Here is a 22,663-nt window from a genome sequence, read left to right as displayed (position 1 = left end):
GAGATCACGTTCCGGTGTTGCAAATCCTGACCGGGTTCGCGGTGGCGACGGTCTTCCGGCGGCAGGCCGGCGCCCTCGACGAGCGGGACCGGCTGATCAGAGGGTCATGCGGCGGACGGCCAGGACGGCGTCGGCGAACGCCTCGGGCGCCTCCTGCGGAAGGTTGTGACCGGAATCGATCACCCGATGCTCGTGGGCGGCGCGGAACATCGGAGCGTGTCCGGCGGTCCCGTCCGGTTTGAGCGTGTCGTCCGCCCCGTCCAGGGTCACCGCCGGGACGATGATCGCCGGGCGCGCGGCGAGGCGTACCTCGAGATCGTCGTGGGCGGGATCGCCCGCGGCCTGCCCCAGCGCGTGCCGGTAGGCGTGGACGACGACGTCGACGAAGTCCGGGTTGTCGAACGACGGCGCGGTCCGGTCGAAGGTCCCGTCGTCGAACGCCCACCGCGGCGACCACTGCCGCCACAGCATCCGGCACAGTTCGCGCCGGTGGGCGGCCAGAGTCTCGCGGCCACGCTCGGTCTGGAGGAGATGCTGGTACCACATGGCGTGCTCGACGCCCGGATCGTGCCCGTGGCGTTGCCGTTCGATGTCGATGATGTCGTAACCGGCCAGCGACACCAGCCCGGAGACCCGTTCCGGCCACAGCGCCGCCGCGACGCAGGACGCCAGGCCACCCCAGTCGTACCCGGCCACGATCGGCCGGTCGAGCCGCAAGGCGCCGGCCATGGCGATCAGGTCCGATCCGAGGGCGGCCTGCTGACCGCTGCGCGGGGTCCCGGCCGACCGGAAACGCGTGGCCCCGAAACCCCGCAGGTACGGGCGGATCACCCGGGAGCCCTGCCCGGTCAGCACCGGAACGACCTGGTCGTAGGCGTGCACGTCGTACGGGAAGCCGTGCGACAGGACGACCGGCCACCCGTCCGGCGGGCCGTCCTCGAGATAGGCGACGGACAGGGCGCCGGCGTCCACCTGCTCCATCGCACCACCATAGTGGCCGGCGTGCGGATCATCGGGGACAGCAGCGCGGACGAGATGATCGCCTGCTTCCTGGCGGGTGAGATCAACAGCCCGAGATTCGGTACGGGTATCCGGCAGGCGCTGGCCACGGCAGGCATGCCCGAACTCCTGCTGACCGATATTGATGTCACCGATCCGGCTGCCAACCGGGCCGGCGTGCAGCCCTTCGGCGTCCTGAACGACAGGTTCCACGCCGCCGCGAACGCGGTCCGCCGGGGCGAGCGCTTCGCCCCGCTGATCCTGACCGGCCCGCATCCCGGCGCGCTGGTGTTCCTGGAGGGCCACCTGCGGCTGACGGCCCACGCGCTGGCAGGCTTTCCCGCCGACGTGGAATGCCTGGTCGGCATCGCCCCGCACATGGGCGGTCGGACACAATGACCCGCCGGCCCGGCCTCTTCGTCAATGCTGTCAAATCGATCCACATTGATATCGATGTGGGTCCACGCCGCCGGCACGGGACGGGGGTTTAGCGTCGGCGCCATGACCGATGAGACGCTGGCCCGGGAACTGATCGAGATGACGGAGCGGGACCGGGAGCTGCAGAGCGGCGCCCTCGGCGAGGACTTCGGCGCGCAGCTGGCGCATCGCCGCGTCACCGTGGCCAACGCTGATCGGCTCGCCGGGATCCTGGACCGGCAGGGATGGCCGGCGATCAGTTCCGTGGGGTCCGAGGCCGCCCGCCGCGCCTGGCTGATCGCCCAGCACGCCGACCGGCAGCTGGACCTGCAGCGGCGAGCGTTGACGCTGATGACCGAGGCCGTACGAGCGGGCGAAGCCGACCCCCGGCATCTCGCGATGCTGCAGGATCGGGTGCTGGTCAACGAGGGGCGGCAGCAGATCTACGGCACACAGATCGCCGGGGTCGTCGCGGGCGCGCCGGTGCCGTGGCCCTGCGAGGATCCGGAGCGCATGGATCAGCTGCGGGCAGAGGTGGGGCTGGAGCCGTTCCTCGACCACGTGACCAGGCACGCACCGTCCTGATCAGGTGGATGCCGGGAGATCGTGTGGAGGTTCCGTGACGGGTCTTCCGCGTGGTGACGGCGGCAGGCCAGGGTTTCGGCCATGGACTTCACGGGGCATCTTGCGACGTTCGAAAGACACGCCCGGCTGCGGGCCGCGGAGGACGAGCCGCGACCGCTCGGTGGGCGGCTGCCGCCGGCGCTGATTCGCAGCGTGCAGCGGTTCCAGGCCGGGGAGGACGGCGACGGGACCTGCCTGATCGCGGCGGCGGAGCGGGCCGGCGACCCGGTCTACCTGGCGGCGGTGCGGCTCTTCGTGGCGGAGGAGCAGAGCCATGCGGTACGGCTGGCGACCGTGTTGCGCTACGCCGGGGCGGGGACGATCGGCGGTCACTGGACCGACACGATCTTCGTTCTGGTACGCCGTGGCGGCGGCCTGCGACGCGAGCTGATGACGTTGATGCTGGCCGAGGTGGTGGCGCTGCGGTATTACCGGGCGCTGCGTGACGGTTCCGGCGACCCGTACGTCTCACGCGTCGCCGCCCGGATCCTCGCCGACGAGGAGCGGCACGTGCCGTTCCACCTGGACCGCCTGCGTCAGGGTTTCGCCGCGACCCCGCCGGCCGGCCGTCTCGCCGCGGCCGCCGCCTGGTGGGTGCTCATGGTGGGCGCGGCGCTCGTGGTGGCCGCCGACCACGGTGGCGCGCTGCGCGCGCTGGGCCTGACCCGCCGCCGGTTCGTGCTCGACGTGCTGCGCCTGTTCCGCCCGATGGCCGCCTCGGTCTTCAGCCGCCGGGCCACCGCGGGGCAGGATGGTGACGATGCGGGTACGGATGGCACGAGCGGACGACGCGGGCGCGGTGGCCGGGGTGCACGTGGACACCACACGGGAGACGTATCGAGGATTGTTCCCGCAGGAGCACCTCGACCGGATCGACCGGGAGCATCGGCGGCGGATGTGGGACCAGCACCTTCGTACCGATGAAGCCCCGACCGGAACGCTCGTCGCGGAGGACCCGGACGACGGTGTGGTCGGGTTCGTGTACGTCTCGCCGAGCCGGGACGCCGACACCGATCCCCGGACGGTGGGTGAGATCCAGGCCGTCTACGTCCGGCCGGAGTGCTGGGGGCGCGGCGCCGGCCGCCTCCTGATGACGGCCGGACGGCACGTCCCGCACGGACGGCTCCCGCGGCTGTCACGGTGCCCGAGGTCCGCTACCGACGGCTCACCTCAGACCGCTGACCAGCCACGCCACCGCCACTGCTCCATGTCGGGCCAGATCCGGGGCGGAGGTCAGGACCAGCACCTCCGGGGGCACCGGGCCGGCCAGCATGGGATGCCACAGGCCGCCCGTCACGCCCCACCGGCTCGCCACCTCGGCACGCCAGGTCTGCGACTCGCCGCCGGTGAGCACCCGCCGGTAGCCGAGCGGAGCGCCGAGGGGTCCGGATCCGCGAGGATGGCCGTCACCGCCGAGCGATAGAGGTTCCGTTCGTCGTGGACGGCATCGTCCTCGGTACGTTGTTCCACTTCCGCAGCCTGCAACAGGAGCTGCCGAAGCCGGTCCGGATCGGGAAGATCGTCGGGGTCGAGCCGTTCCACCCGCACCAGGATGTCGTCCACGAGGTTGTACCGGAGAGGAGGCGGCCGCCCTCCCGAGTGAGGTCGTCGCCCCGGTCGATCAGACAGCGCCGCACCGCATCGTGCGCGGGTCTCATGTCCACCCCGAGATTCTGCCGGAGGACTCCAGGGCGGCGAATCGTGCGTGCGGGTCGTCGACCCATCGCGGCGGCGTACGGTGGTCCGGCAGCGCGACGCCGGACTCCGCCCGCCACAACGCGTCGTCCAGGACGGTGCGCTGGTGCCAGGCCAGGACACGGTCCATGTCCACGGTGGTTCCGGACATCCGCTCGTAGGCGGCCACCGTCGCGGTGAACAGATCGGGGCCGCAGTCGCCGGGCAGGCAGCGCATGTCGAACTCCGGCTCGCCCGGGCCGGCCGTCTCCCAGTCGATCACCAGGGTCAGCCGCAGCGACCCGGGATCCCAGAGGTGGTTGTCGCCGTGCACCAGAACGGTCCCGCCGGGTGACGCGAGCGCCCCGCCGGCGCGGTCGCGCCAGGACCGTACCCGGTCTCGCTGGTCTGCCCTGATCAAGGCCCCGAACCGGAGGGCATCCGCCGAGGTGGGGACCACCGGCGCGGGCCGGGGGGCCCACCGCCGCGAGCACACCGGGTTCACAGCCGGATCTGATGGCGGATCCGCACCGAGCCAGAATGCCTATCGGCTCGGCTCCGGGGAAGACGGGCCGGCTGCGGACGGATCGGCGGGCGCGGCGGGTGGGTCGGTGACCGGGGCCCAGGCGAAGGCGAGAGCGCCGCCGACCAGCGCGAGCAGCAGGCCGATGACGAAACCGCCCATGTTGGAGGTCAGCCAGGAGGCCAGCGCGCACAGGATCACGATGAGCGAGTAGAACAGCCGCTGCGCCGGGTTGAACCAGAGCAGCAGGCCGCAGATGACGATCACGACCGGGACCAGGTAGCCGATGAAGCCCTGCATGCCGACGTGCAGCACCACACCGAGCGGCGCCCACACCGTCAGCAGGATCTCCACGCCGCCGAGCAGCACGAACAGGCCGGCCCAGAAGGGGCGGCTGCGGCGCCATTCGCGCCACCCCCGCCGGGTGCGGTGACCCCGCGGGGGTGCGGCGGTGCGGGCTGGCTCCGGTTCGGGACCTTCTTCCAGTACGCCGTCGAAGAACATCTCAGCAGCCGTCCTCGGTGAACGCCATCCGCAGGTTCGGCAGGTAGAAGGTGGCGGCGGTGGTGGCGTAGTTGTTCTGCCGCAGGTTGGTGAGGGTCACCTCTTCGGCCTGCTGACCGAACACGCCGATCGCGCCGCTCTTGCCGGGCACCCGGTTGAGGGTGCTGGCGTCCTGGCCGATGTCGATGGCCTTGAAGGTGGCGTTGGCGGTGATCACGTCGGAGTCGACGACCAGGGTGTCGGCGGTGACCTTGTTCTGCGCGCTGCCGGCGGTGATCTTCAGGTTGATGCCGCCGAGGGCGATGCTCTGGCACAGGCCGTCGAGTTCGGCGTCGTGGATGGCCGAGACGATGACCAGGACCTGGCCGCCGGTGTCACCCTCGTTGGGGCTGCCCTCGACCATGTTGTCCATCTCGGCGTACTGCGCGAAGCCGTACCCGTGCAGTTTGGGCGAGGTGACGGCGAAGGGCATGCCGGAGATGGAGAACGAGGCGGCGAGCACGCCCTGGCCGGTGAGCAGGACCAGACCGGCGGTGGCGGCGAGACCACCGACCAGGACGGCGGTGAACCGGCGCCAGCGGGTCCGGCCGTGTGTGGAGGACATGCACTCTCCTGACGTGTCTGGCGGCGGAGCGATCGTCGCCGGCGCGGCACTGCGGATACCGCCCGGCATCGATCGCCATCGGCGTGCCTCAATGGATTTCCGGGAAGTTACGCCGGAGTAACCAAGGCCGTCAAGAGCTTCCGCCCGCACTTCAGTCAGTGAAAAACCTCGCCGGTATCTGATGGCGCGCACGGGGCCACCACCCGTTCGCCGCCGGTCGGCGCGGCCAGCTCGGCGGCCGCGGCGTCCCGGCCCACGAACGGCGCCATCGTGTAATAGCTCAGCATCGGCAGCAGCTCCGGCAGCGACGCCACCCGGCCGGCCGAGACATGGCCGTAGATGGTCGCGTACACCCCGCCGACCAGGGTCTCGATCAGGCCGTCGGGCACCGGCGGGGCGTCGGCGAAGAACCGGGCGAACCGGGTCAGCAGCTCGGTGCGCTCCCGGCGGGCCACCGGGCCGGCCGCGTCGATCTCGACGATCGCCATGGTCGCGAAGGCCGGCACGCTGGCCAGCACGTCGAGCAGCACCTTCAGCGCGGACCGGGTGCCGGCGCGCCAGCCGGGGGCCTGCGCGTACGCCTCGTCCATCATCCGCAGCACGACCGCCGTACCGTGCCGGTAGGTGTCCAGGAAGGCGTCCTCCTTGCCGCCGAACAGCGCGTAGAACGCCGGCCGGGTCACCCCGGCCGCGGCGCAGATGTCGCTGACCCGCGCGTTCGCGTACCCCTTCTCGGCGACCGTGTGCACGAGCGCGTCGTAGAGCCGCTCGCGCTGGGTGGCCGCCACCGCCTCGGGGGTCATCGAACGCGGGCCACGTTTGATCGCGCGGGCCGGATCGCGACCGGCCCGGGCGCCCGGAAGCGGGCTGATCACCTGATTTGCCATCGCCATCCTTCAATGTCTTGACATGACATACCGCCGGGGTTTCTCATACCGGGAGAGCGGCACCCCCAGTATCGCCGCTCCGGACCATCCCCGGAACGCTGCGGAAACGGCCGGGCCACCTCGTCCTCACCACAAAGGATGGTGGCGCCCATGCGCCCGTCACGCCTCGTCTCCGCCCTCACCATGATCAGCACGGTGCTGGCCGTCACCGCGACGCCCGCCCAGGCCGCCCCCGGCGGCGCCTACACCGGGCTGGACCAGTGCCCGCTCACCGCCACCGCGATGAAGGACCCGGCGAACCTGCAGGTCGGCTGCGTCCACTCGGTCACCCGGGGTGGCAGCATCACGATCGGATCCACCACCGTGCCGTTCAAGGATCCGATCACCGTCCAGTTCGGCGTCTACTGGCCGGCGAGCGCGCCGGTCCGGGAGTTCCCGGACGGTTCCGTCGCCAACGTGTACTCGACCGTCCCGGCCGCCGCCGGCAAGACCCTGGTGGCCAAGCCGCTCCAGGTCACCCTGCCCGGCATCGCCAACATCATCCCCGGGGTGACCAGCGTGTTCGCGCAGGTCGAACTGGCCGGTCCGATCACCGAGTTCATCCCGCTCGCCACCGGATCGAACGCGCCGGTGTTCGTGCTGCCGGTCAAACTGCGGCTCCGGAACGCGCTGTTCGGGTCCCGCTGCTACATCGGCTCGGACACCACGCCGATCCGGTTCCAGCCGACCACCGGCACCACCAGCCCGCCGCCGCCGAACCAGCCGGCCACCGGCGACCCGGGCACCCTCGACGTGGTCCCCGACCCGAACGGCTTCCAGACCCTCGGAGTCGGTTTCACCGGCGCGACACTCGTCGACAACGCGTACGCCGTACCGAAGGCCCACGGTTGCGGCCTGATTCCCGGCAGCCTGGACCCGCTCATCAACCTCGCCTTCGGCCTGCCCTCGGCGGCCGGCCGCAACGCGGTCGCCTTCGCCGACAACGACACCGCCTTCGCCGTGTCCCCCAGCCTCGACGACCTCACCCAGGCGCTCGCCGCCTCCTAGAAAGAAGGTGCACCCCCATGCACAGCAAGCGCATCGCCGCCGCCCTGACGATCGGCGCTCTCGTCCCCCTGCTCCTGGCCGCTCCGGCACTCGCCGACGACGACACCGTGCTGACCAGCGGCAGCCCCGCCGGAACCGCGGTACCGGCCGGTGACACCATCGCCGCCGGCATCGCCACCGGCAGCCAGGCGGTCTTCGCCACCGCCCCGGGCGGCGCCAACGGCATGAAATGCAACACGTCCAGCCTCAGCGCCGCCGTCGTGGACAACCCGGTCGCGCCGGGCGCCGCCACGCTCAGCGCCACACTCGGGCTGGCCGCCTGCACGGTCTCCGGGGTCCCCGGGGTGATCGGGGTCAACAGCGTGACGATCAACAATCAGCCGTACGCCACCACGGTCGCCAGCGATGGCACGGTCACGGTGACCGGCACCGACACCGCACCGATCAAGGCGACCCTGGTGCTGCGGTCCCTGCTCGGCTCGGTGACATGCGTCTTCGTCGCGAACGGCAACACCATCAGCGGCGTCGCCGACAACACCGACAACTCGATCACCTTCACCGACCAGCAGTTCAACAAGAGCACCGGTCCGGCGGCATGCGTCCCCAACGGCTACTTCACGGCGAAGTACACGCCGGTGGTGGACTCGGCCGCCGCCCCGGTCTTCGTCAACTGACGACCACTCCGGCCCCGTCGCCCACCGAACCAGCGGGCGGCGGGGCCGGCGGATGGCCGGGCCGGCAGGTGGCCAGGACGGCGCACGCCGAGCAGCACCAGCGCGCCACCGAGCGACGGGCCCGCCCTCACCACCGGCCGGCTCCGCCCGCGTGCTGCCGCAATCAGGCGAGCTGGCCGGCCCGGCCGCTGAGCAGGCGTGAACCCGTCCACGCCGACCAGATCAGAAGGCAGGGGATCAGCAGCACGATCGACACCACGTTGGCCGCCGCCACCACCGCGAAGGCGGCCGGGACGTGCGACACCAGCGCCACCCCGAACAGGACCGTCGTCAGGCCCATCCCGCCGGCCACCCCGAACAGCGCCAGCGCCCGGGGACAGTCGCGCCGGGCCACGCTGATCGCGCTGATCACGGTCAGCCACACCCCGGGCACCAGGCCACCGGCGATGGTGATCCACGAGGTGCCGGCAGCCACCGACAGCAGGCCGGACGCGATCGGGCCGGTGCCTGCGAAGACCGAGACGAGCGTGGCGCCCGCATAACGCGCCGGGCCGCCGCCGTGATGCCGGGCGCGGCGGAACGCGTGGGCGGCGACGAACCCGAACATGCCGAAGGGCGAGACCAGGAAGGCGAACTCGGCGGTCCGCTCCCCCAGCGACGACGCGAACAGGATCGCGGATCCGGCCAGCAGTGGCATGGCCAGGAGGCCCGCCCCCGTCACGGCGGTCACCGCCCGGCCGGGCCGGGGCAGAGGCGGCTCGGCGACCCGGTGACACCAGGCCAGCACCGGCGCCTTCAGCACGATGTCCGCGGCGAACCACCAGCGGCGCCGGCCGTGCACCTCGAGCAGCAGGCCGGCCGCTTCCTCCCGCCAGCGGGCCCGGTGCGGCTCCGGCAGGATCAGCGCGGCCATGGCGAGCACGGCGCTCAAGAATCTCATCAGAACGCACCTCCGGGCCGCACCCGCCGGGCCGGGGCGGAGATCGGGCGGCCGGGGACGGCGGCGGAGCTTGGCCGGACACGAGCCGCGGCGGCACGTGCCTCGGCCACGCCGGTCGCGGTCAACAGGTAGTAGCGCCGTCGGGGGCGGCCGGCATCGTGCGGGTCGACGTCCTCCCAGCGACTGGTGAGCCAGCCGCTGTGCTCGAGACGGGCCAGGATCGGATAGATCGTGCCGGGTGGCAGGCCGGTGCCGTCGACGATCTCGAGGCCGAACCGCTCCTCGCCGGGCGCGGCGAGCAGCAGGTCGAGAACAAATCGCACTTGGAGGGTCAGGCGAGGCATACTCGTACTCTACATAGGGTCGCGTCCACTTGCGACACTCTCGGAGAGGAGGGTTGATGATCCTGGTTTCACGACACCGGCGGTGGACGGCGATCGGCGTGGCGCTGGCCCTGCTGATCGCGGCCGCCGCAGCCGTCTACTGGCGGGAGACCCGATTCGGCGCCCGGTGGGAGGCGATGACGGACGCGCCGTTCGACCTGCTGATCCAGCCGGGGGTCAGCGACGCCGAGGTGGCCGCGGTCCGTGACGGGCTGCGGGCCGCCGATGGCCATCTGCGTTCGGTTCTCGGCGCCGGGGTCACCACCCGGGTGGAGGTGCGCCTGGCCCGGTCGCAGGGCTGTCAGCCCTTCACGTCCCCGGCGGGCCCACCGACCGGCTGGGCCGACGGGCGGACGCTGTGTCTCAACACCCGCGCGCCGGCCTGGCGTCACCAGTTCGCCGAGGATCCAGCACTGATCGCGGCGACCGCCGCCCATGAGCACGTGCACAACGTGCAGGCTCAACTCGGCTGCCTGCGATCCCGGGACGAGCACGAGTGGCTGTGGCTGTTCGAGGGCATGGCGGTGCATCTCGGGTTCCAGTCGATGGTCGCGGCGGGCCGGTGGGCGGACAGCGCGGCGGTGACACAGATGCGGGACTGGGGTCTGGCAAGCCCCAACCTGCGGCCGTTGCCCGACTACGAACGGTCCGGTGCCGGTGTCGGCGATCCCGCATACGCGCTGTTCCACCTGGCCACCCGGGAACTCGACGCCCTGGCGCCACGACCATCGGCGCTGATGGACTTCTGCCGCGCGGTGGGCGCGGGCCACCCCTGGCACGACGCGTTCAGCGAAGCCTTCGGCTTGTCCGCGGACACCTTCTACGCTCGGTTCGAGGGAACCCGGCCCGATTTGATCCGTCTGTCCGCTTGACTGTCCGCGCGCCGAAGGGAGGGCTGCCCGCTCACGGAAGGGAGGGCTGTCCACGCGCGGGAGGGAGGGCTGTCCATCCCGGTGCTGAACGGGGAGGCGTCGACCGGGGGTGGGCACTGAGCTGCGGTGGGACCTTTCGGTCCGGTTGCTGATACGGCGGAACGGGCCGTACGGCGAGTGGCAACGGCCTAGGTTGAGGGCGTGATCTCGGAGGTGCGGAGGCGACCGTCGCTCGCCGATCTCAGCGTGCGGATCAAGATTCTCGGTGCTGTCGCGGTGGCTGCTCTGGTGGCCCTGATCGTCGGCGTCACCGGGCTGACCGCGCTCAGTGACAGCAGCGCCAAGGCTCAGCTGATCTACGTCAGCAACGTGGCGAGCATCAAGGCCGTCGGGCAGGTCAAGGCCGCCGTGGCGCAGGCCCGGGTGGACACCGCCAACCAGGCGCTCTCCCCCGACCAGGCCAACATCACCAAGTTCACCGAGGCGTTCTCCACCGACCTGGAGGCGTTCGACGCCGCGATGGCCGCGTACCGGGGCAGTCAGCCGTCCGGCGACCCCGCCGTCATCGACGACCTCGCCGCCAAGTGGCAGACGTACACGACGCTCGCGCAGGACAAGCTGCTGCGGCTCGGCGCGCAGAGCCGGCTTCACGAGTGGTCGCAGGTGCGCGACAACGAGGTTCTGCCGATCATGCAGAAGGTCTACGAGGACGTGAAGACGCTCGACGCGAGCGAGACGGCGGACGCGGCCAGGAACGCGGAGGCGGCGAAGTCGGGGTACGAGTCCAGCCGTACCACCTCAATCCTGATCTTGATCGTGGGCCTGGTCGCGGCCGCCGCGATGGCGTTCTATGTGGCCGACCGGATCCTGCGGTCACTGTCCGCGGTGGAGGGTGTCTGCACCGCCCTGGCCGGCGGCGATCTCACCCGCACCACCGGCTTGACCAGCAACGACGAGACCGGCCGGATGGGCCGCGCCCTGGACACCGCGACCGCGTCGCTGCGCGAGACGGTCCGCACGATCGAGGGTTCGGCGACGTCGCTGGCCGGCGCGAGCGAGGAGATGACCAGCACCGCCGCGCAGATCGCCGGGTCGGCCGCGGAGGCGTCGCAGCAGTCGCAGGCCGTGTCCAGCGCCGCGGAGGAGATCTCCCGCAGCGTCGACACGGTGTCGGCCGGCAGTGAGGAGATGGGCGCCTCGATCCGGGAGATCTCGCAGAACGCCAGCGAGGCGGCCCAGGTGGCGGCCGAGGCGGTCACGCTCGCCGCGACCACGTCGGCGACCATGAACAAGCTCGGCGAGTCGTCCGCCGAGATCGGCAACGTGATCAAGACGATCACGGCGATCGCCGAGCAGACCAACCTTCTCGCCCTGAACGCGACCATCGAGGCGGCCCGGGCCGGGGACGCCGGCAAGGGTTTCGCGGTGGTGGCGTCCGAGGTCAAGGATCTGGCTCAGGAGACCGCCCGGGCCACCGAGGACATCTCGCGCCGGGTGGAGGCGATCCAGGCCGACACCGGCGGCGCGGTCGAGGCGATCGGCCGGATCTCCGACGTGATCGCCCGGATCAGCGACTTCCAGACCACGATCGCCTCCGCGGTGGAGGAGCAGACCGCCACCACCGCGGAGATGAACCGCAGCGTCTCCGAGGCGGCCACCGGCACCGGTGACATCTCGCGGAGCATCACCGGTGTCGCGCAGGCCGCCCAGAACACCAGCCTCGGTGTCGCCGAGACGCAACAGGCGATCGGCGAGCTGGCCCGGATGTCGACCGAGCTCAGCACGCTGGTCTCCCGCTTCCGGGTCTGACCGGTCAGGGCAGGGTCGCGAACTCCGGGCACTTCGGGTTCGGCTCGGCGGTGGCGGACAGCTTCATGTCGCCGAGCTGCTTGGCCGACGCCTTGGTGATCGCCTTCAGGCTGCGTTCCGGCTTGAAGCCCTGCACCGCGCTGGTGTAGTTGCCGTCCGGCGCCGGGTAGACGACGAGCCGCTTGCCGTCGATGTAGGCGCAGGCCGCGTCGCCGTCTCCCCAGCCCATGATCTGGTGGCCGTGGTAGGTCTCGTAGAAGCCGGGCTTCTTGCCGTCCCCCGCCTCGCCGGTCTCACCGGCCATGGCGCTGCCGGCGGCGGCCAGAGCCGCGACGGCGGCGACGATGAGAGTCGCCGCGCGTTTCGGAAACCTTTTCTTCTGCTGCATCGAAATCATCACCCAACACGTGGCGCTACAAATCGGAGGAGCCCGGACCATATTCGACGGGACGCAATAAGGGAAACTGCGACACGCACGCCACGCCGAGCATTACCACGGCCGGTGGACATGATTTCACCGAACGCTCGGCGGTCTGCTTCCATGAGGCGAAACGTCCGAAATGACGGGGTTCCCATGACTGACATCAAACGCCGTGACGTCCTTCGTTACAGCGCGGCCGGAACTGCCATCGCCGCATCCGCCCTGGTCGGAGCAAAGGCGATGGCCGCTCCCGAGCCGGCGGCAGGCCAGCAGAAGATCGATCCGCGCGACTTCGACGAGATCTACAAGGGAAAACGGATCCGCGGGCGTTATCTGCTCGGCGGCAAGAAGGAGCTGCTGATCAATGGAAAAGCGCTGGCGCTCACCGCGATCCCGACCCTCTTCATCCCCGAGGACGGCCGGAAGCCGTACGTCGGAATCGGTCTGATCAGCGCCGTCAACCACTACGACCCGGTGGAGATCGAGCTCAGCCTCGACGGCCTCAAGAAGCTGACCAAGAAGATCGTCGACATTCTCGGCGACCTCGAACTCAGCGACGAGGCCGCCCAGGCACACGTGCACTGACCCGTACCTCGAAAGGCGACTGACCTCCCATGGCCGTACGCAGAAGCATCGCCACCATGACGAGCGCGGAGAAGACCGCGTTCGCCGCCGCCATGCGCCAGCTCAAGACCACGTCCGTCAACGGGCGCAACTACAACTGGTACATCGACCAGCACATCACCTTCTTCGCCCGGACCTCCGACAACATCAGTCACGCCCACCAGTCGCCGTCGTTCTTCCCGTGGCACCGCGAATATCTGCGGCTGCTGGAACTCGACCTGCAGACGGTCAGCGGCAACCCGGACATGTTCCTGCCGTACTGGGACTGGACCGGCGCGGCCTCGCCGTTCACCGCCGACTTCTGCGGCAGCATCACCAACGGCAGCGTGTCCAGCGGCAACTTCAGCCCGAACTGGGGCTGGTCGGTGTACCGCAGCAGCATCGCCACCAGCTTCCTGCAGCGGCGCCTCGGCCAGAACGCCACCCGGCCCACCGCGACGACGGTGAACAACGTGCAGAGCTTCTCGGTGTACGACCAGTCGCCGTGGAACTCGACGGTGTCCAACAGCTACCGCAACCGCAACGAGATCGAGCTGCACAACCGGGTGCACAACTACGTCGGCGGGCACATGGGCACCCGGGAAGCCCCGAACGACCCGGTGTTCTGGCTGCACCACTGCAATATCGACCGGCTGTGGTGGCTGTGGCAGCAGAGCCGCGGCATCGACACGTACCAGCCGCGGACCGGGTTCACCGGTGGCGTCATCGACAACAACGAGACGATGCGGCCGTTCGCGGCCGGGCGCACCCCGTCGGCGGTCCGGGACATCACCGCCCTCGGCTACAGCTACGTCTGAACGATCACTGCGTGGGGGTACGGGCGGTGGCCCGTACCCCCGCAATGTTTCCGGTTGGCTTCTGCCACACGATCAACCTATGGTGGTCCGATGCCGTTCGTGGGTCCGCGCTCGCTCACCGTCACCGTCGTGACGGCGCTGCACGCCGCCCACCGGCTGTCGTCCTACCGGCGGCTGATCCCCGCGCGGACCGGTCGCGGCCCGCCGGCGGACTCGCATCCACGGTCCACCGCACAGGGCGAAGCTGATCAGCTTCGGCCCTTTTTCTTTTGAGGAGACTTTCATGACCATCGACACCTTCCGTTCCGTGCGAACGTCGCTGAGCGAGCAGTTCGAGATCCAGACGGCGCGGCTCAAGGACTTGACCGAGATCAACGCCGACACCGGCGACCCGGCGCAGGCCCACGACCGGGCGGCGATGCTGGCCGCCACCCGGCAGAGCCTGGAGCTGATCAGCGGGGCGCTGCGGCGGCTCGCCGAAGGCACCTACGGCAGGTGCGAACGTTGCGCCTCGACGATCCCGGCGGAACGCCTCGAGGTGCTGCCGCACGCCCGCTTCTGCGTCCCCTGCCAGCGGAAAAACAACGGCTAGGGGTACGGGCCCGGCTGGCGCTCAGTGCTGTCTCGACCCCCGTGGGACAGCACTGACGACCAGCCGGGGGTAACCGCAGCCCCGGCAGCGGCGAGGCCGAACAGGTTGCAGAAGTCGGTGTACGCGCCGACCCGCGCGTTCACCCCGGCCGGATCCGCCTGCTCACCTGAAACCGCGGCCCCCTAGATGGTCGACTCGCACCGAAATGCCGGAATAGTCGGCTCGGAGCGCAGAAGGTGGGGGCATGAACAAATCAGTGCCCGCACTCGTCGCCCTCGCGGCACTCGCCGTGCCCGCCTCCACCCTGCTCGCCGGGCGACCGGCCAGCGCCTCCCCCGCCCTCACCGCGGCCTCCGCTCCCGCCTCCGATGAGAAGCCCTGGGAGAGCATCGTGGTCAGCGGCAAGGGCGAGGTGTCCGGAACGCCCGACACGGTCACCGCGACGTTCGGGGTGGAGACCAGCGCCGCCACCGTCGGCGACGCCCTCGGGCGGGCCAACACGGCGGCCACCCGGATGCGGGACGCGCTCGTCGCCGCCGGGCTGGCCAAAGCCGACCTGCAGACGTCGAACGTCGACATCAACGCCACCCGCAACGACGACCAGAAGATCACCGGCTACACCGTGAACCAGGGTCTCACCGCGAAGTCCCGGGACCTGGCCCGCGTCGGGGCCGTCATCTCGGCGGCGATCGCGGCGGGCGGCGACGCGGCCCGGCTGAACGGGGTGGCGTTCGCGATCGAGGACGACACCGCGCTGCTCACCGAGGCCCGGAAGAAGGCGTTCGCGGACGCCCGGGCCAAGGCCGAGCTGTACGCCCGGGAGGCGGGCCGCCCGCTGGGCCGGGTCGTGCGCGTGAGCGAGTCCTCGGACGGCAACGGCATGCCGGTCTACAAGCAGCACCACTACAGCGGCATGGCCGCGGCCGACTCGGCGACCGTGCCGATCGAGCCGGGCCGCCAGTCGGTGACCGTGACGGTCACCGTGGAGTGGACGCTCGGGTGAGCCGGCCGGGCGGCCCCCCGCTGAGCTCGCCACGCGGGGGCCGCCCATTCACCCGGCCCGGATGAGCCGTGGTGGGCCGCGGGTCGGCCATCCTGCTGTTCGGGCCGACGTCACCGACAGGGGGCCGCGCGGATGAGGAAATGGCTGGTGTGGGGCATCGTGGCGGCTCTCGCGGCGGGTGGTTGCGGCGGCGGGGACGGCGACGCCCGGGTACGGATGGCCGAACGGAACCTCGCCGCCAAGCAGGACGCGCTCGCCGCGGCGTACACGAACCTGACCACGCGGGCCGGCACGTTCTGCCGCAGCAGCGCCGGGTACGTCACCGCCCTGGACCGCTACGGCGACCTCATCATCTCGACCGCGCCGACCGTGGGCGACGTGACGGAGGCCGGCGCCGACCTGACCGACCCGCGGGCCGAGGTCGTCGCGGCCGCCGAGCAGGTCGCCGCCGCCCGCGAGCAGGTGGCGACCGCCGAGAAGGAGCTGGCCGAGGCGACGGCGGACCTGGCCGGGGCCCGCGCCGCGGCGGCGATGCCGACCGCCGCGCCGGAGCCGTCGGCGGCGACGGTCTCGCCGCCGGCCGCGCCACCGGTGGAACCCGCGACCCTGAGCCGGGTGAAGCAGGCGGACGCCGACTTCACCGCGGCCCGGAAGGGCATCACCGATCAGACCCCGCTGCGGCAGGCCGCGGAGCGGTTCAACGCGGCCGCCGTCGCGCTGGAGATGTCCTGGCTGCGCCTGCTCGGCGAGGTCGGCTGCCTGACCGACGAGCAGAAGTCGCGCGCCGCCGGGTACACCACGGCGGTCCAGAAGTCGCTCACCGAAGCGGGGTACTACGCGGAGAAGGTCGACGGCGTCTACGGTCCGGCCACCGTCGCCGCCGTGCGGGCTCTGCAGAAGGCACACGAGCTGCCGGAGACCGGAGCCGTCGACAAGGCCACCGACGCCGCGCTCCAGGAGGATCTGCGTGCCAAGGGCGGCGCGGCAGCCGAGGACGCCATCGCGACCACGGCCGCCGTGCAGCAGACCCTGAAGCTCGCCGGGTACTGGACCGGCCCGGTCGACGGCGCCTGGACCCCGGCCCTGACCGGCGCCCTCACGTCCTTCCAGACCGCGATGGGTGTCGAGCCCACCGGAACCGTGGACGCCGCCACGGTCGCGGCCGTCGAGAACGCGCTGCGCCGGCCCTCGCCGTCGCCCTCGATCTCACGCTGAGTGGTGTTTCGCCAGGGTGACGTAGTGGGTGGCGTTGAGGGTGATCCCGGCGCGCTCGTCGGCGGTGGTCTCCCGGCGCACCTTGCCGGGCATGCCGAGCACCAGCGACCCCGCTGGGATCACCGCGCCCTCCGGGATGAGCGCGCCCGCCCCGACGATCGTGCCGGACCCGACGCGGGCGCCGTTCATCACGATCGCGCCCATGCCGATCAGCACCTCGTCCTCGATGGCGCAGCCGTGCAGGACGGCCCGGTGGCCGACGCTGACGTTCGCGCCGACACGGACCGGGAAGCCGGGGTCGGCGTGCACGACCACGCCGTCCTGCAGGTTGCTGCCGGCGCCGATGTCGATGGTGTCCAGGTCGGCGCGGACCACCACCTGGTACCAGACGCTGACGTCCGCGCCGAGCGTGACGCGTCCCGCCACCACCGCGCCGGGCGCGATCCAGGCGGTGGCGGCGGCGTGCGGGCGATGCCCACCGATCTCGATCACGGGAAGACCTTTCCGGAGTACGGCTGGGGCAACAGGATATGCAGCTCCCGGCGGCCCCAGCCCTCTCGTACGCTCCCGGCGTCTACTCCAGGGCGCCCTTGATCTTGTTGACGACGTTGGCGACGCCCTGGCCGGTGGCGCCGGCCGCGGTTCCGGGCTTGCCCTTGCCCATCTGGCCGTCGTACGTGACGAACAGTTTCGGGTCCGGGGCCGGCCCGAGCGGCTTGTCGTCGGTCAGCGGCTGCGCGTCCGGCACGTACACGATCTCGTCCTTGCCGTTGAGGGTCGGGCCCTGCGCCCAGCGGCCCTCGCCGGCCCGGCTGGCCGGGTCGAAGCTGTAGAACGTGTGGTTGGCGTCCGGGTGCTCGAACTCGGCGTTGGAGTCCTCGATGCCGCTCTCGGTGAACCCGTCCTGGATCAGCTGTTCGATGCCGAGCAGCCACTGCTGCTGATGGTAGGTGTCGCGGGCCAGGTTGAACTGGAGCATCTCCTTGACGCCGCGGTCGTCGGTCATGTTGTGGACCCGGCTGGTCATCAGCCGGCTCTGTGCCTCGGCGGCCACGTTGGAGCGGAAGTCGGACAGCAGGTTGCCGCTGGCGACGATGTAGCCGGCGTTCCACGGCACGCCGGCCGCGTCCCGGGGCAGGGCGCCGCCGCCGGTGACGATGGCGTGCTGGAAGTTCATGCCGCCCATCACCGCGCCGAGCATCGGGTTGGCCGCCGCGGCCTTCTCCTGTGCCTCGTTCGGCGCGCCTTCGAGCAGCCGGGCGAGCATGGTGGTGAGCATCTCGACGTGACCGATCTCCTCGGTCGCGATGTCCATGATCATGTCTTTGTACTTGCCGGGCACCCGGCACGACCAGCCCTGCCACAGGTACTGCATCATCACGGTCATCTCACCGAACTGGCCACCGACGAGCTCCTGCATCTTCGCCGCGAGAACCGCGTCCGGCTTCTCCGGCTTGGCCTGGAACTGCAGGTAGTCGACGTGCTTGAACATCAACTTCTCCTCTCGTACGGGTGGAGTGGCGCATCGATCGGCTACCCGCTGCGCTGGCCCGCACAGGTCGTCCGGGGCCCGGCCGGGCCGCGTGGCCGGGGCACTCCGGCGGCCATGGTGATACTCGACGTCGCAGTGCCGTTGAAGAACCGGGTGGTCCGGCTGGCGCCGTGGTTCGGCCCGGCGTTCGTGGCCGCGATCGCGTACGCCGACCCGGGGAACTTCGCCACCAACTTCACCGCCGGCGCGACGTCCGGCTATCTGCTGGTGTGGGTGATCGTGGCGGCGAACCTGATGGCGATGCTGATCCAGTCGCTGTCGGCGAAGCTGGGCCTGGTCACCGGCCGGGACCTGCCCGAGCTGTGCCGCGAGCACCTGCCCCGCCCGGTCGCCCGTGGCCTGTGGGTGCAGGCCGAGCTGGTGGCGATGGCCACCGACCTGGCCGAGATCGTCGGCGGGGCGCTCGCGCTGTACCTGCTGTTCGGCATGCCCCTGCCACTCGGCGGGCTGGTCACCTGTGTGGCCGCGTTCGCGCTGCTGGAGCTGCACCGGCGCGGTGTCCGCCGGTTCGAGACGGTGATCGGCGCCCTGCTCGGGGTGATCCTGCTCGGCTTCCTCTACACCGGCCTGCGCTCCGGCGCCGATCCGGCCGCGTTCGCCGCCGGGCTGGTGCCGTCGTTCCAGGGCACCGACACGCTGCTGCTGGCCACCGGCATCCTCGGGGCCACCGTGATGCCGCACGTGATCTACCTGCATTCGGCGCTGACCAAGTCCCGGGCGGCGGCCGCCGCCGATCCGGTGGCCCGCCGGCGGGCGCTGCGCTGCCAGCGCGCCGACACCCTGGTCGCGCTGGGCGCGGCCGGGCTGGTGAACCTGGCGATGCTGGTGGTGGCCGCCCAGCTGTTCTTCGGGACCCCGATCGGCGGGACCGACTCCCTGGAGGGGATTCACGCCGGGCTCGCGACGGTGCTGGACGGGCATGCCGCGCTGGCGTTCGCGATCGCGCTGCTCGCCTCCGGCCTGGCGTCGTCGGGGGTGGGCACCTACGCCGGCCAGGTGGTGATGCAGGGGTTCATCGGCCGCAGCATCCCGTTGCTGCTGCGCCGGCTGGTCACGATGGCCCCGGCGATGGCGGTGCTGCTGATCGGCGCCGATCCGACGAGCGCGCTGGTCTGGTCGCAGGTCGTGCTGTCGTTCGGGGTGCCGTTCGCGCTGGTGCCGCTGATCTGGCTGACCCGGCGCCGGGACATCCTCGGCGACCAGGTCAATCGACCGGTGACGACGGCGGTCGCGTCGGCCGCCGCCGCCCTGATCATCGGCCTCAACGCGTTTCTGCTGGTCAGAATGCTGGGTTGAGCCGTTCCGGAGAGGGAAGCCGGTCGCGCATGGCGACCTACAGCAGACCGGCGCTGCCGGCCAGGGCGGCGGCCTCGGCCCGGGTGGAGACGTGCAGCCGGCGCAGCAGCGCCGCGGTCAGGCGTTTCACCGTCCGTTCGGACACGTGCATCCGCTCGGCGATCTCCACTGTCGAGGTGCCGGCCGCGATCAGCCGCAGCAGGTCCCGGTCGGCGTCGCTGAGCGCCGCGGTGGCCGCCGGTGAGACGTGGCGGCGTTTCTGCTCGATCAGCACACCGAGCAGGTGCCCCGGCAGCACCGCCCAGCCGTCGATCGCGGCGAGCAGCGGCTGCAGCAGGCTCGCCGGGTCGCTGCTCTTCGGCAGGAAGCCACCGGCGCCGGCGAGCAGCGCGCGGACCGCGACGTCCGGGTCGTCGTCGCCGGACATGGCCAGCACCCGGGCCCGGGGCGCGGCCCGGCGCACCTCCTCGATCGCCCGGATCCCGCCGGGCGGCGGCATGTGCAGGTCGACCAGCACGAGATCGGGCACCGCGTGGCGGACCACACCTGCCGCGTACGCCGCGTCACCGGTCGCGGCGACCACGGTGGCCCGGCCCCCGCTGACCTCGGGCAGCAACAGTTGCAGCCCTCGTACGAAGAGATGGTGATCGTCGATGACGACAATGCGGATCCCGGCGCTCATGGCGCCCCGATTCCCCGCCCGGAGCGAGTCATGCGCGTGAATCGGCGCCGCGCCCCGCACGATACGGATCTGCTGGTCCGTACCGTCTGTCATGAGCTGCGCCCGCCGATGGCGACGCTGGCCGGGCTGCTGCGGGCGCTGGAGCATCAGCCGCCGGAGCCGCGCCGTAGTGAGCTCACCCGGCTGGCCACCGAGCACGCCGTCCACGCCGAGGCGGTGCTGGCCCAGGTCGCGGCGACGGTCCGGGGCGAGCCGGGCCCGCCGGTCGAGGCCACCCCGCTCGGCGCGGTCCTGCCTGCCGTCGCGGCGACCGCGCCGCCCGGAACCCTGGAGATCACCGCCGGCCCGGACGCGCTGCGCTGGCCGGTGCACCCCGGGCACACCCGGCAGATCCTGATCAACCTGGTCAGCAACGCCGTCCGGCACGCGTCCGGGCCGGTCCGGCTCCACTCGCGGATCCGCGCCCGCCGGCTGCGGATCACCGTCGTCGACCGGGGCGGCCCCACTCCGGACCTGCGGACCGCGCTGCGCCGCCGCACTCCCCCGCCCGGCGAGAACGGTCTCGGCCTGTGGGTGGTCCGGCAGCGGCTCGCCGACCTCGGCGGCACGGTGCGGGCCCGGCGGCTGTTCCCGGCCGGGCTGGCGATGGAGACGGTCCTGCCGCGGTACGGGCGGTGACCCCGGGAGGACCGGGCGGGCCCGGGCAGGCCATCGGGTGCGGGCAATCGGCCGGCATGAGAACAGAGCACATCCTCCGTACGGCCATCCTGGCCGCCTGGCTGGTGGCGCTGCTCGTGCACGCCCCGCTGACCGCCCGTACCGCTCTGCTCGGTGTCGCCGTCGCGCTGATCGGAGCCGTGCCGCTGTTGCGGCAGCGGGTGACGCCGACGACTCGCCACAACGGATACGGCGAGTAACAATCGGAGGGTGGTGGAGTTCCAGTGCGACATCGAGCCGGTAGGCACCTCCCTCCTGGTCCGGGTCCAGGGTGAGCTGACCGTGGCGTCGGCGCCCACCGTGCGGGCGGCGCTGCTCAAATGCCTGGTCGAGCAGCCGGACGCGGTGGTCGTCGACCTGTCCGGCATCACCGCCGCCCGGCCCGCGGCGGTCACGGTGCTGCTGGCCGCGTCCCGGCAGGCGGCACTGTGGCCGGGCATTCCGCTGCTGCTGGCGGCGCCCGGCCCCGAGTTGGACGGCCTGGTCGGCCGGAGCTACGGCGGGCTCACCGTGCACGCGTCGGTGGACGAGGCGCTGGCCGCCCCGCCCCACCGCCGCAGCCCTTCGGTCCGGGACACCCTGCTGCCGGCGTCCGGGGCGGCCCGGCACGCCCGGGATCTGGCCACCGAGGCGTGCATCCGCTGGGATCTGCCGGATCTGATCGGCCCGGCGGCGCTGATCGCGGGCGAGCTGGTCACCAACGCTGTCGTGCACGCCCAGACCATGATCGACCTCCAGGTGACCCTGGGCCGCCGCTACCTGATCGTCGCTGTCCGTGACGGCAGCACGGAGGCCCCGGTTCTGCCGTCTGACGCCTCCCCCGACCCGGCGGCGCCGCGGGGCCTGCTGCTGGTGAACGCGGCAGCGTACCGTTGGGGGTTCCTCCCGGCGTACGGCGGCAAGGTCGTCTGGGCGACCCTGCGCCGTTCACCCGATGGGGAGGCTTGATCGGCCTCGAAGGGGGTAGCCAGCGTCGTCCGCAACGAAGGAGTCACGTGACGATGCTGGTCTGGCCTGGTTCGCCCTATCCGCTGGGGGCGACGTTCGACGGTGGTGGCACGAATTTCGCGCTCTACTCCGAGGTCGCCGAGCGGGTGGAGTTGTGCCTGTTCGGCGACGACGGCACGGAGACGTGCGTGGACCTGCCGGAACGGGAGGCGCTGGTCTGGCACGGCTATCTGCCGCGGGTGGTTCCGGGGCAGCGGTACGGCTATCGGGTGCACGGCCCGTACGACCCGGCGCGGGGGTTGCGGTGCAATCCGGCGAAGCTGCTGCTGGACCCGTACGCGAAGGCGATCGACGGCGACTACCGGTGGGAGCAGCCGCTGTTCTCGTACCAACTCGGCGACCCGGAGTCGTTCAACGGCGACGACTCGGCGCCGTTCACACCGCGCTCGGTCGTGGTCAACCCGTACTTCGACTGGGGCAACGACCGGCCGCTGAGGATCCCCTTCCATCAGACCGTCGTGTACGAGGCCCACGTCAAGGGCATGACCATCCAGCACCCGGACATTCCCGAGGACGTCCGCGGCACCTACTCCGGCCTGGCCCACCCGGTGATGATCAGGTACCTCAAGAGCCTCGGGGTGACCGCTGTCGAGTTGATGCCGGTGCACCAGTTCGTCCACGACAACGACACGGCGAACTACTGGGGCTACAACACGATCGGCTTCTTCGCCCCGCACAACGGGTACTCCTCGTTCGGCTGCCGGGGCGGGCAGGTGCAGGAGTTCAAGGCCATGGTGAAGGCCCTGCATCAGGCCGGGATCGAGGTGATCCTGGACGTGGTCTACAACCACACCGCCGA

The 22,663-nt window shown here is 71.3% G+C and carries 30 protein-coding genes and 1 pseudogene; 18 read left to right on the top strand and 13 right to left on the bottom strand.

The features are described 5' to 3' along the window. Nucleotides 1-96 precede the first annotated feature (96 nt). Nucleotides 97-981, bottom strand: a complete 885-nt coding sequence (locus tag ACZ3II_RS33035) for an alpha/beta fold hydrolase (RefSeq protein ID WP_465522697.1) — start codon at nt 979-981, stop codon at nt 97-99. A 21-nt stretch (nt 982-1,002) separates the two neighbouring features. Between ACZ3II_RS33035 and ACZ3II_RS33030 the strand changes: the two genes are divergently transcribed. From ACZ3II_RS33030 to ACZ3II_RS33015, 4 genes and pseudogenes are all read left to right on the top strand, one after another. After that, a complete protein-coding gene (locus tag ACZ3II_RS33030; RefSeq protein WP_465522695.1) occupies nt 1,003-1,398 on the top strand; it encodes a hypothetical protein in 396 nt (131 codons plus the stop codon). A 102-nt stretch (nt 1,399-1,500) separates the two neighbouring features. Further along, a complete protein-coding gene (locus ACZ3II_RS33025) occupies nt 1,501-2,001 on the top strand; it encodes a DUF6624 domain-containing protein (RefSeq protein ID WP_465522693.1) in 501 nt (166 codons plus the stop codon). Between the two features lie 81 nt (nt 2,002-2,082). Then, the gene (locus ACZ3II_RS33020) at nt 2,083-2,964 is read left to right on the top strand and encodes a ferritin-like domain-containing protein (RefSeq protein WP_465522691.1); all 882 of its coding nucleotides are present in this window, start codon (nt 2,083-2,085) and stop codon (nt 2,962-2,964) included. Beyond that, nucleotides 2,936-3,127, top strand: a pseudogene (locus ACZ3II_RS33015) (GNAT family N-acetyltransferase); the annotation flags it as partial. The gene ACZ3II_RS33020 and the pseudogene ACZ3II_RS33015, both read left to right, overlap by 29 nt. A gap of 78 nt (nt 3,128-3,205) precedes the next feature. Here the strand turns inward: ACZ3II_RS33015 and ACZ3II_RS33010 are convergent. From ACZ3II_RS33010 to ACZ3II_RS32985, 6 genes are all read right to left on the bottom strand, one after another. Next, a complete protein-coding gene (locus ACZ3II_RS33010) occupies nt 3,206-3,337 on the bottom strand; it encodes a hypothetical protein (protein WP_465523382.1) in 132 nt (43 codons plus the stop codon). After that, nucleotides 3,334-3,603, bottom strand: a complete 270-nt coding sequence (locus ACZ3II_RS33005) for a hypothetical protein (RefSeq protein WP_465523380.1) — start codon at nt 3,601-3,603, stop codon at nt 3,334-3,336. The genes ACZ3II_RS33010 and ACZ3II_RS33005 overlap by 4 nt, the downstream gene beginning before the upstream one ends. A gap of 91 nt (nt 3,604-3,694) precedes the next feature. Further along, nucleotides 3,695-4,135 carry a phosphotransferase family protein gene (locus tag ACZ3II_RS33000; RefSeq protein WP_465522689.1) on the bottom strand — a complete coding sequence of 147 codons (441 nt, stop codon included), beginning with the start codon at nt 4,133-4,135 and terminating at the stop codon, nt 3,695-3,697. A gap of 123 nt (nt 4,136-4,258) precedes the next feature. Then, nucleotides 4,259-4,741 carry a DUF6114 domain-containing protein gene (locus tag ACZ3II_RS32995; RefSeq protein ID WP_465522687.1) on the bottom strand — a complete coding sequence of 161 codons (483 nt, stop codon included), beginning with the start codon at nt 4,739-4,741 and terminating at the stop codon, nt 4,259-4,261. Nucleotide 4,742: 1 nt separating this feature from the next. After that, nucleotides 4,743-5,345 carry a DUF6230 family protein gene (locus ACZ3II_RS32990; protein WP_465522685.1) on the bottom strand — a complete coding sequence of 201 codons (603 nt, stop codon included), beginning with the start codon at nt 5,343-5,345 and terminating at the stop codon, nt 4,743-4,745. 155 nt (nt 5,346-5,500) lie between these two features. Continuing rightward, complete coding sequence (locus tag ACZ3II_RS32985) at nt 5,501-6,232, bottom strand: TetR/AcrR family transcriptional regulator (RefSeq protein ID WP_465522683.1); 732 nt, start codon at nt 6,230-6,232, stop codon at nt 5,501-5,503. Nucleotides 6,233-6,382: 150 nt separating this feature from the next. Here ACZ3II_RS32985 and ACZ3II_RS32980 point away from each other — a divergent pair, with 150 nt between their 5' ends. Further along, nucleotides 6,383-7,279, top strand: a complete 897-nt coding sequence (locus ACZ3II_RS32980) for a hypothetical protein (RefSeq protein ID WP_465522681.1) — start codon at nt 6,383-6,385, stop codon at nt 7,277-7,279. Nucleotides 7,280-7,296: 17 nt separating this feature from the next. Beyond that, nucleotides 7,297-7,953: a Tat pathway signal sequence domain protein gene (locus ACZ3II_RS32975; protein ID WP_465522679.1), complete on the top strand. Its 657-nt coding sequence runs from the start codon at nt 7,297-7,299 to the stop codon at nt 7,951-7,953. A 163-nt stretch (nt 7,954-8,116) separates the two neighbouring features. Here ACZ3II_RS32975 and ACZ3II_RS32970 read toward each other — a convergent pair whose 3' ends face one another. Both ACZ3II_RS32970 and ACZ3II_RS32965 read right to left on the bottom strand, forming a co-directional pair. Next, nucleotides 8,117-8,893 (bottom strand): hypothetical protein, encoded by a 777-nt coding sequence (locus ACZ3II_RS32970; protein WP_465522677.1) that lies wholly within the window; start codon nt 8,891-8,893, stop codon nt 8,117-8,119. Next, nucleotides 8,893-9,237, bottom strand: coding sequence for a PadR family transcriptional regulator (locus ACZ3II_RS32965; RefSeq protein ID WP_465522675.1), 345 nt, complete (start codon nt 9,235-9,237; stop codon nt 8,893-8,895). The genes ACZ3II_RS32970 and ACZ3II_RS32965 overlap by 1 nt, the downstream gene beginning before the upstream one ends. A gap of 56 nt (nt 9,238-9,293) precedes the next feature. Between ACZ3II_RS32965 and ACZ3II_RS32960 the strand changes: the two genes are divergently transcribed. Further along, entirely contained in the window at nt 9,294-10,148 is an 855-nt protein-coding gene (locus ACZ3II_RS32960) for a hypothetical protein (RefSeq protein ID WP_465522673.1), read from the top strand. A 201-nt stretch (nt 10,149-10,349) separates the two neighbouring features. Then, nucleotides 10,350-11,957: a methyl-accepting chemotaxis protein gene (locus ACZ3II_RS32955; protein WP_465522671.1), complete on the top strand. Its 1,608-nt coding sequence runs from the start codon at nt 10,350-10,352 to the stop codon at nt 11,955-11,957. A gap of 4 nt (nt 11,958-11,961) precedes the next feature. Here ACZ3II_RS32955 and ACZ3II_RS32950 read toward each other — a convergent pair whose 3' ends face one another. Further along, entirely contained in the window at nt 11,962-12,345 is a 384-nt protein-coding gene (locus ACZ3II_RS32950) for a tyrosinase family oxidase copper chaperone (RefSeq protein WP_465522669.1), read from the bottom strand. 186 nt (nt 12,346-12,531) lie between these two features. On the opposite strand from ACZ3II_RS32950, the gene ACZ3II_RS32945 reads away from it, so the two are divergent. From ACZ3II_RS32945 to ACZ3II_RS32925, 5 genes are all read left to right on the top strand, one after another. After that, entirely contained in the window at nt 12,532-12,963 is a 432-nt protein-coding gene (locus tag ACZ3II_RS32945; RefSeq protein WP_465522667.1) for a tyrosinase family oxidase copper chaperone, read from the top strand. A 29-nt stretch (nt 12,964-12,992) separates the two neighbouring features. Then, nucleotides 12,993-13,799 (top strand): tyrosinase family protein, encoded by an 807-nt coding sequence (locus ACZ3II_RS32940; RefSeq protein ID WP_465522665.1) that lies wholly within the window; start codon nt 12,993-12,995, stop codon nt 13,797-13,799. A 283-nt stretch (nt 13,800-14,082) separates the two neighbouring features. Then, complete coding sequence (locus ACZ3II_RS32935; protein ID WP_465522663.1) at nt 14,083-14,391, top strand: TraR/DksA family transcriptional regulator; 309 nt, start codon at nt 14,083-14,085, stop codon at nt 14,389-14,391. 244 nt (nt 14,392-14,635) lie between these two features. Further along, a complete protein-coding gene (locus ACZ3II_RS32930) occupies nt 14,636-15,394 on the top strand; it encodes an SIMPL domain-containing protein (protein WP_465522661.1) in 759 nt (252 codons plus the stop codon). Nucleotides 15,395-15,526: 132 nt separating this feature from the next. Further along, entirely contained in the window at nt 15,527-16,609 is a 1,083-nt protein-coding gene (locus ACZ3II_RS32925; protein WP_465522659.1) for a peptidoglycan-binding domain-containing protein, read from the top strand. On the opposite strand, the gene ACZ3II_RS32920 is transcribed toward ACZ3II_RS32925, so the two are convergent. Next, complete coding sequence (locus ACZ3II_RS32920) at nt 16,601-17,101, bottom strand: gamma carbonic anhydrase family protein (RefSeq protein WP_465522657.1); 501 nt, start codon at nt 17,099-17,101, stop codon at nt 16,601-16,603. The genes ACZ3II_RS32925 and ACZ3II_RS32920 overlap by 9 nt on opposite strands. A gap of 82 nt (nt 17,102-17,183) precedes the next feature. Next, a complete protein-coding gene (locus ACZ3II_RS32915; protein WP_465522655.1) occupies nt 17,184-18,101 on the bottom strand; it encodes a manganese catalase in 918 nt (305 codons plus the stop codon). Between ACZ3II_RS32915 and ACZ3II_RS32910 the strand changes: the two genes are divergently transcribed. Continuing rightward, nucleotides 18,090-19,457: an Nramp family divalent metal transporter gene (locus ACZ3II_RS32910; protein WP_465522653.1), complete on the top strand. Its 1,368-nt coding sequence runs from the start codon at nt 18,090-18,092 to the stop codon at nt 19,455-19,457. The genes ACZ3II_RS32915 and ACZ3II_RS32910 overlap by 12 nt on opposite strands. Nucleotides 19,458-19,494: 37 nt before the next feature. On the opposite strand, the gene ACZ3II_RS32905 is transcribed toward ACZ3II_RS32910, so the two are convergent. Then, nucleotides 19,495-20,139: a response regulator gene (locus ACZ3II_RS32905; protein ID WP_465522651.1), complete on the bottom strand. Its 645-nt coding sequence runs from the start codon at nt 20,137-20,139 to the stop codon at nt 19,495-19,497. A gap of 30 nt (nt 20,140-20,169) precedes the next feature. Between ACZ3II_RS32905 and ACZ3II_RS32900 the strand changes: the two genes are divergently transcribed. The 4 genes from ACZ3II_RS32900 to ACZ3II_RS32885 all read left to right on the top strand — a co-directional run. Next, a complete protein-coding gene (locus ACZ3II_RS32900; protein ID WP_465522649.1) occupies nt 20,170-20,817 on the top strand; it encodes a sensor histidine kinase in 648 nt (215 codons plus the stop codon). Nucleotides 20,818-20,873: 56 nt separating this feature from the next. Further along, a complete protein-coding gene (locus tag ACZ3II_RS32895; RefSeq protein ID WP_465522647.1) occupies nt 20,874-21,056 on the top strand; it encodes a hypothetical protein in 183 nt (60 codons plus the stop codon). 10 nt (nt 21,057-21,066) lie between these two features. Next, complete coding sequence (locus tag ACZ3II_RS32890) at nt 21,067-21,804, top strand: STAS domain-containing protein (protein ID WP_465522645.1); 738 nt, start codon at nt 21,067-21,069, stop codon at nt 21,802-21,804. A gap of 53 nt (nt 21,805-21,857) precedes the next feature. Then, on the top strand, nt 21,858-22,663 hold an 806-nt coding region (locus ACZ3II_RS32885; RefSeq protein WP_465523350.1), incomplete at its 3' end, for an alpha-amylase family glycosyl hydrolase.

This window comes from Actinoplanes sp. NPDC019969, from assembly GCF_055562375.1.
The sequence above is the reverse complement of the archived record's forward strand: the minus strand, read 5'-3'. Positions and strand labels throughout refer to the sequence as shown.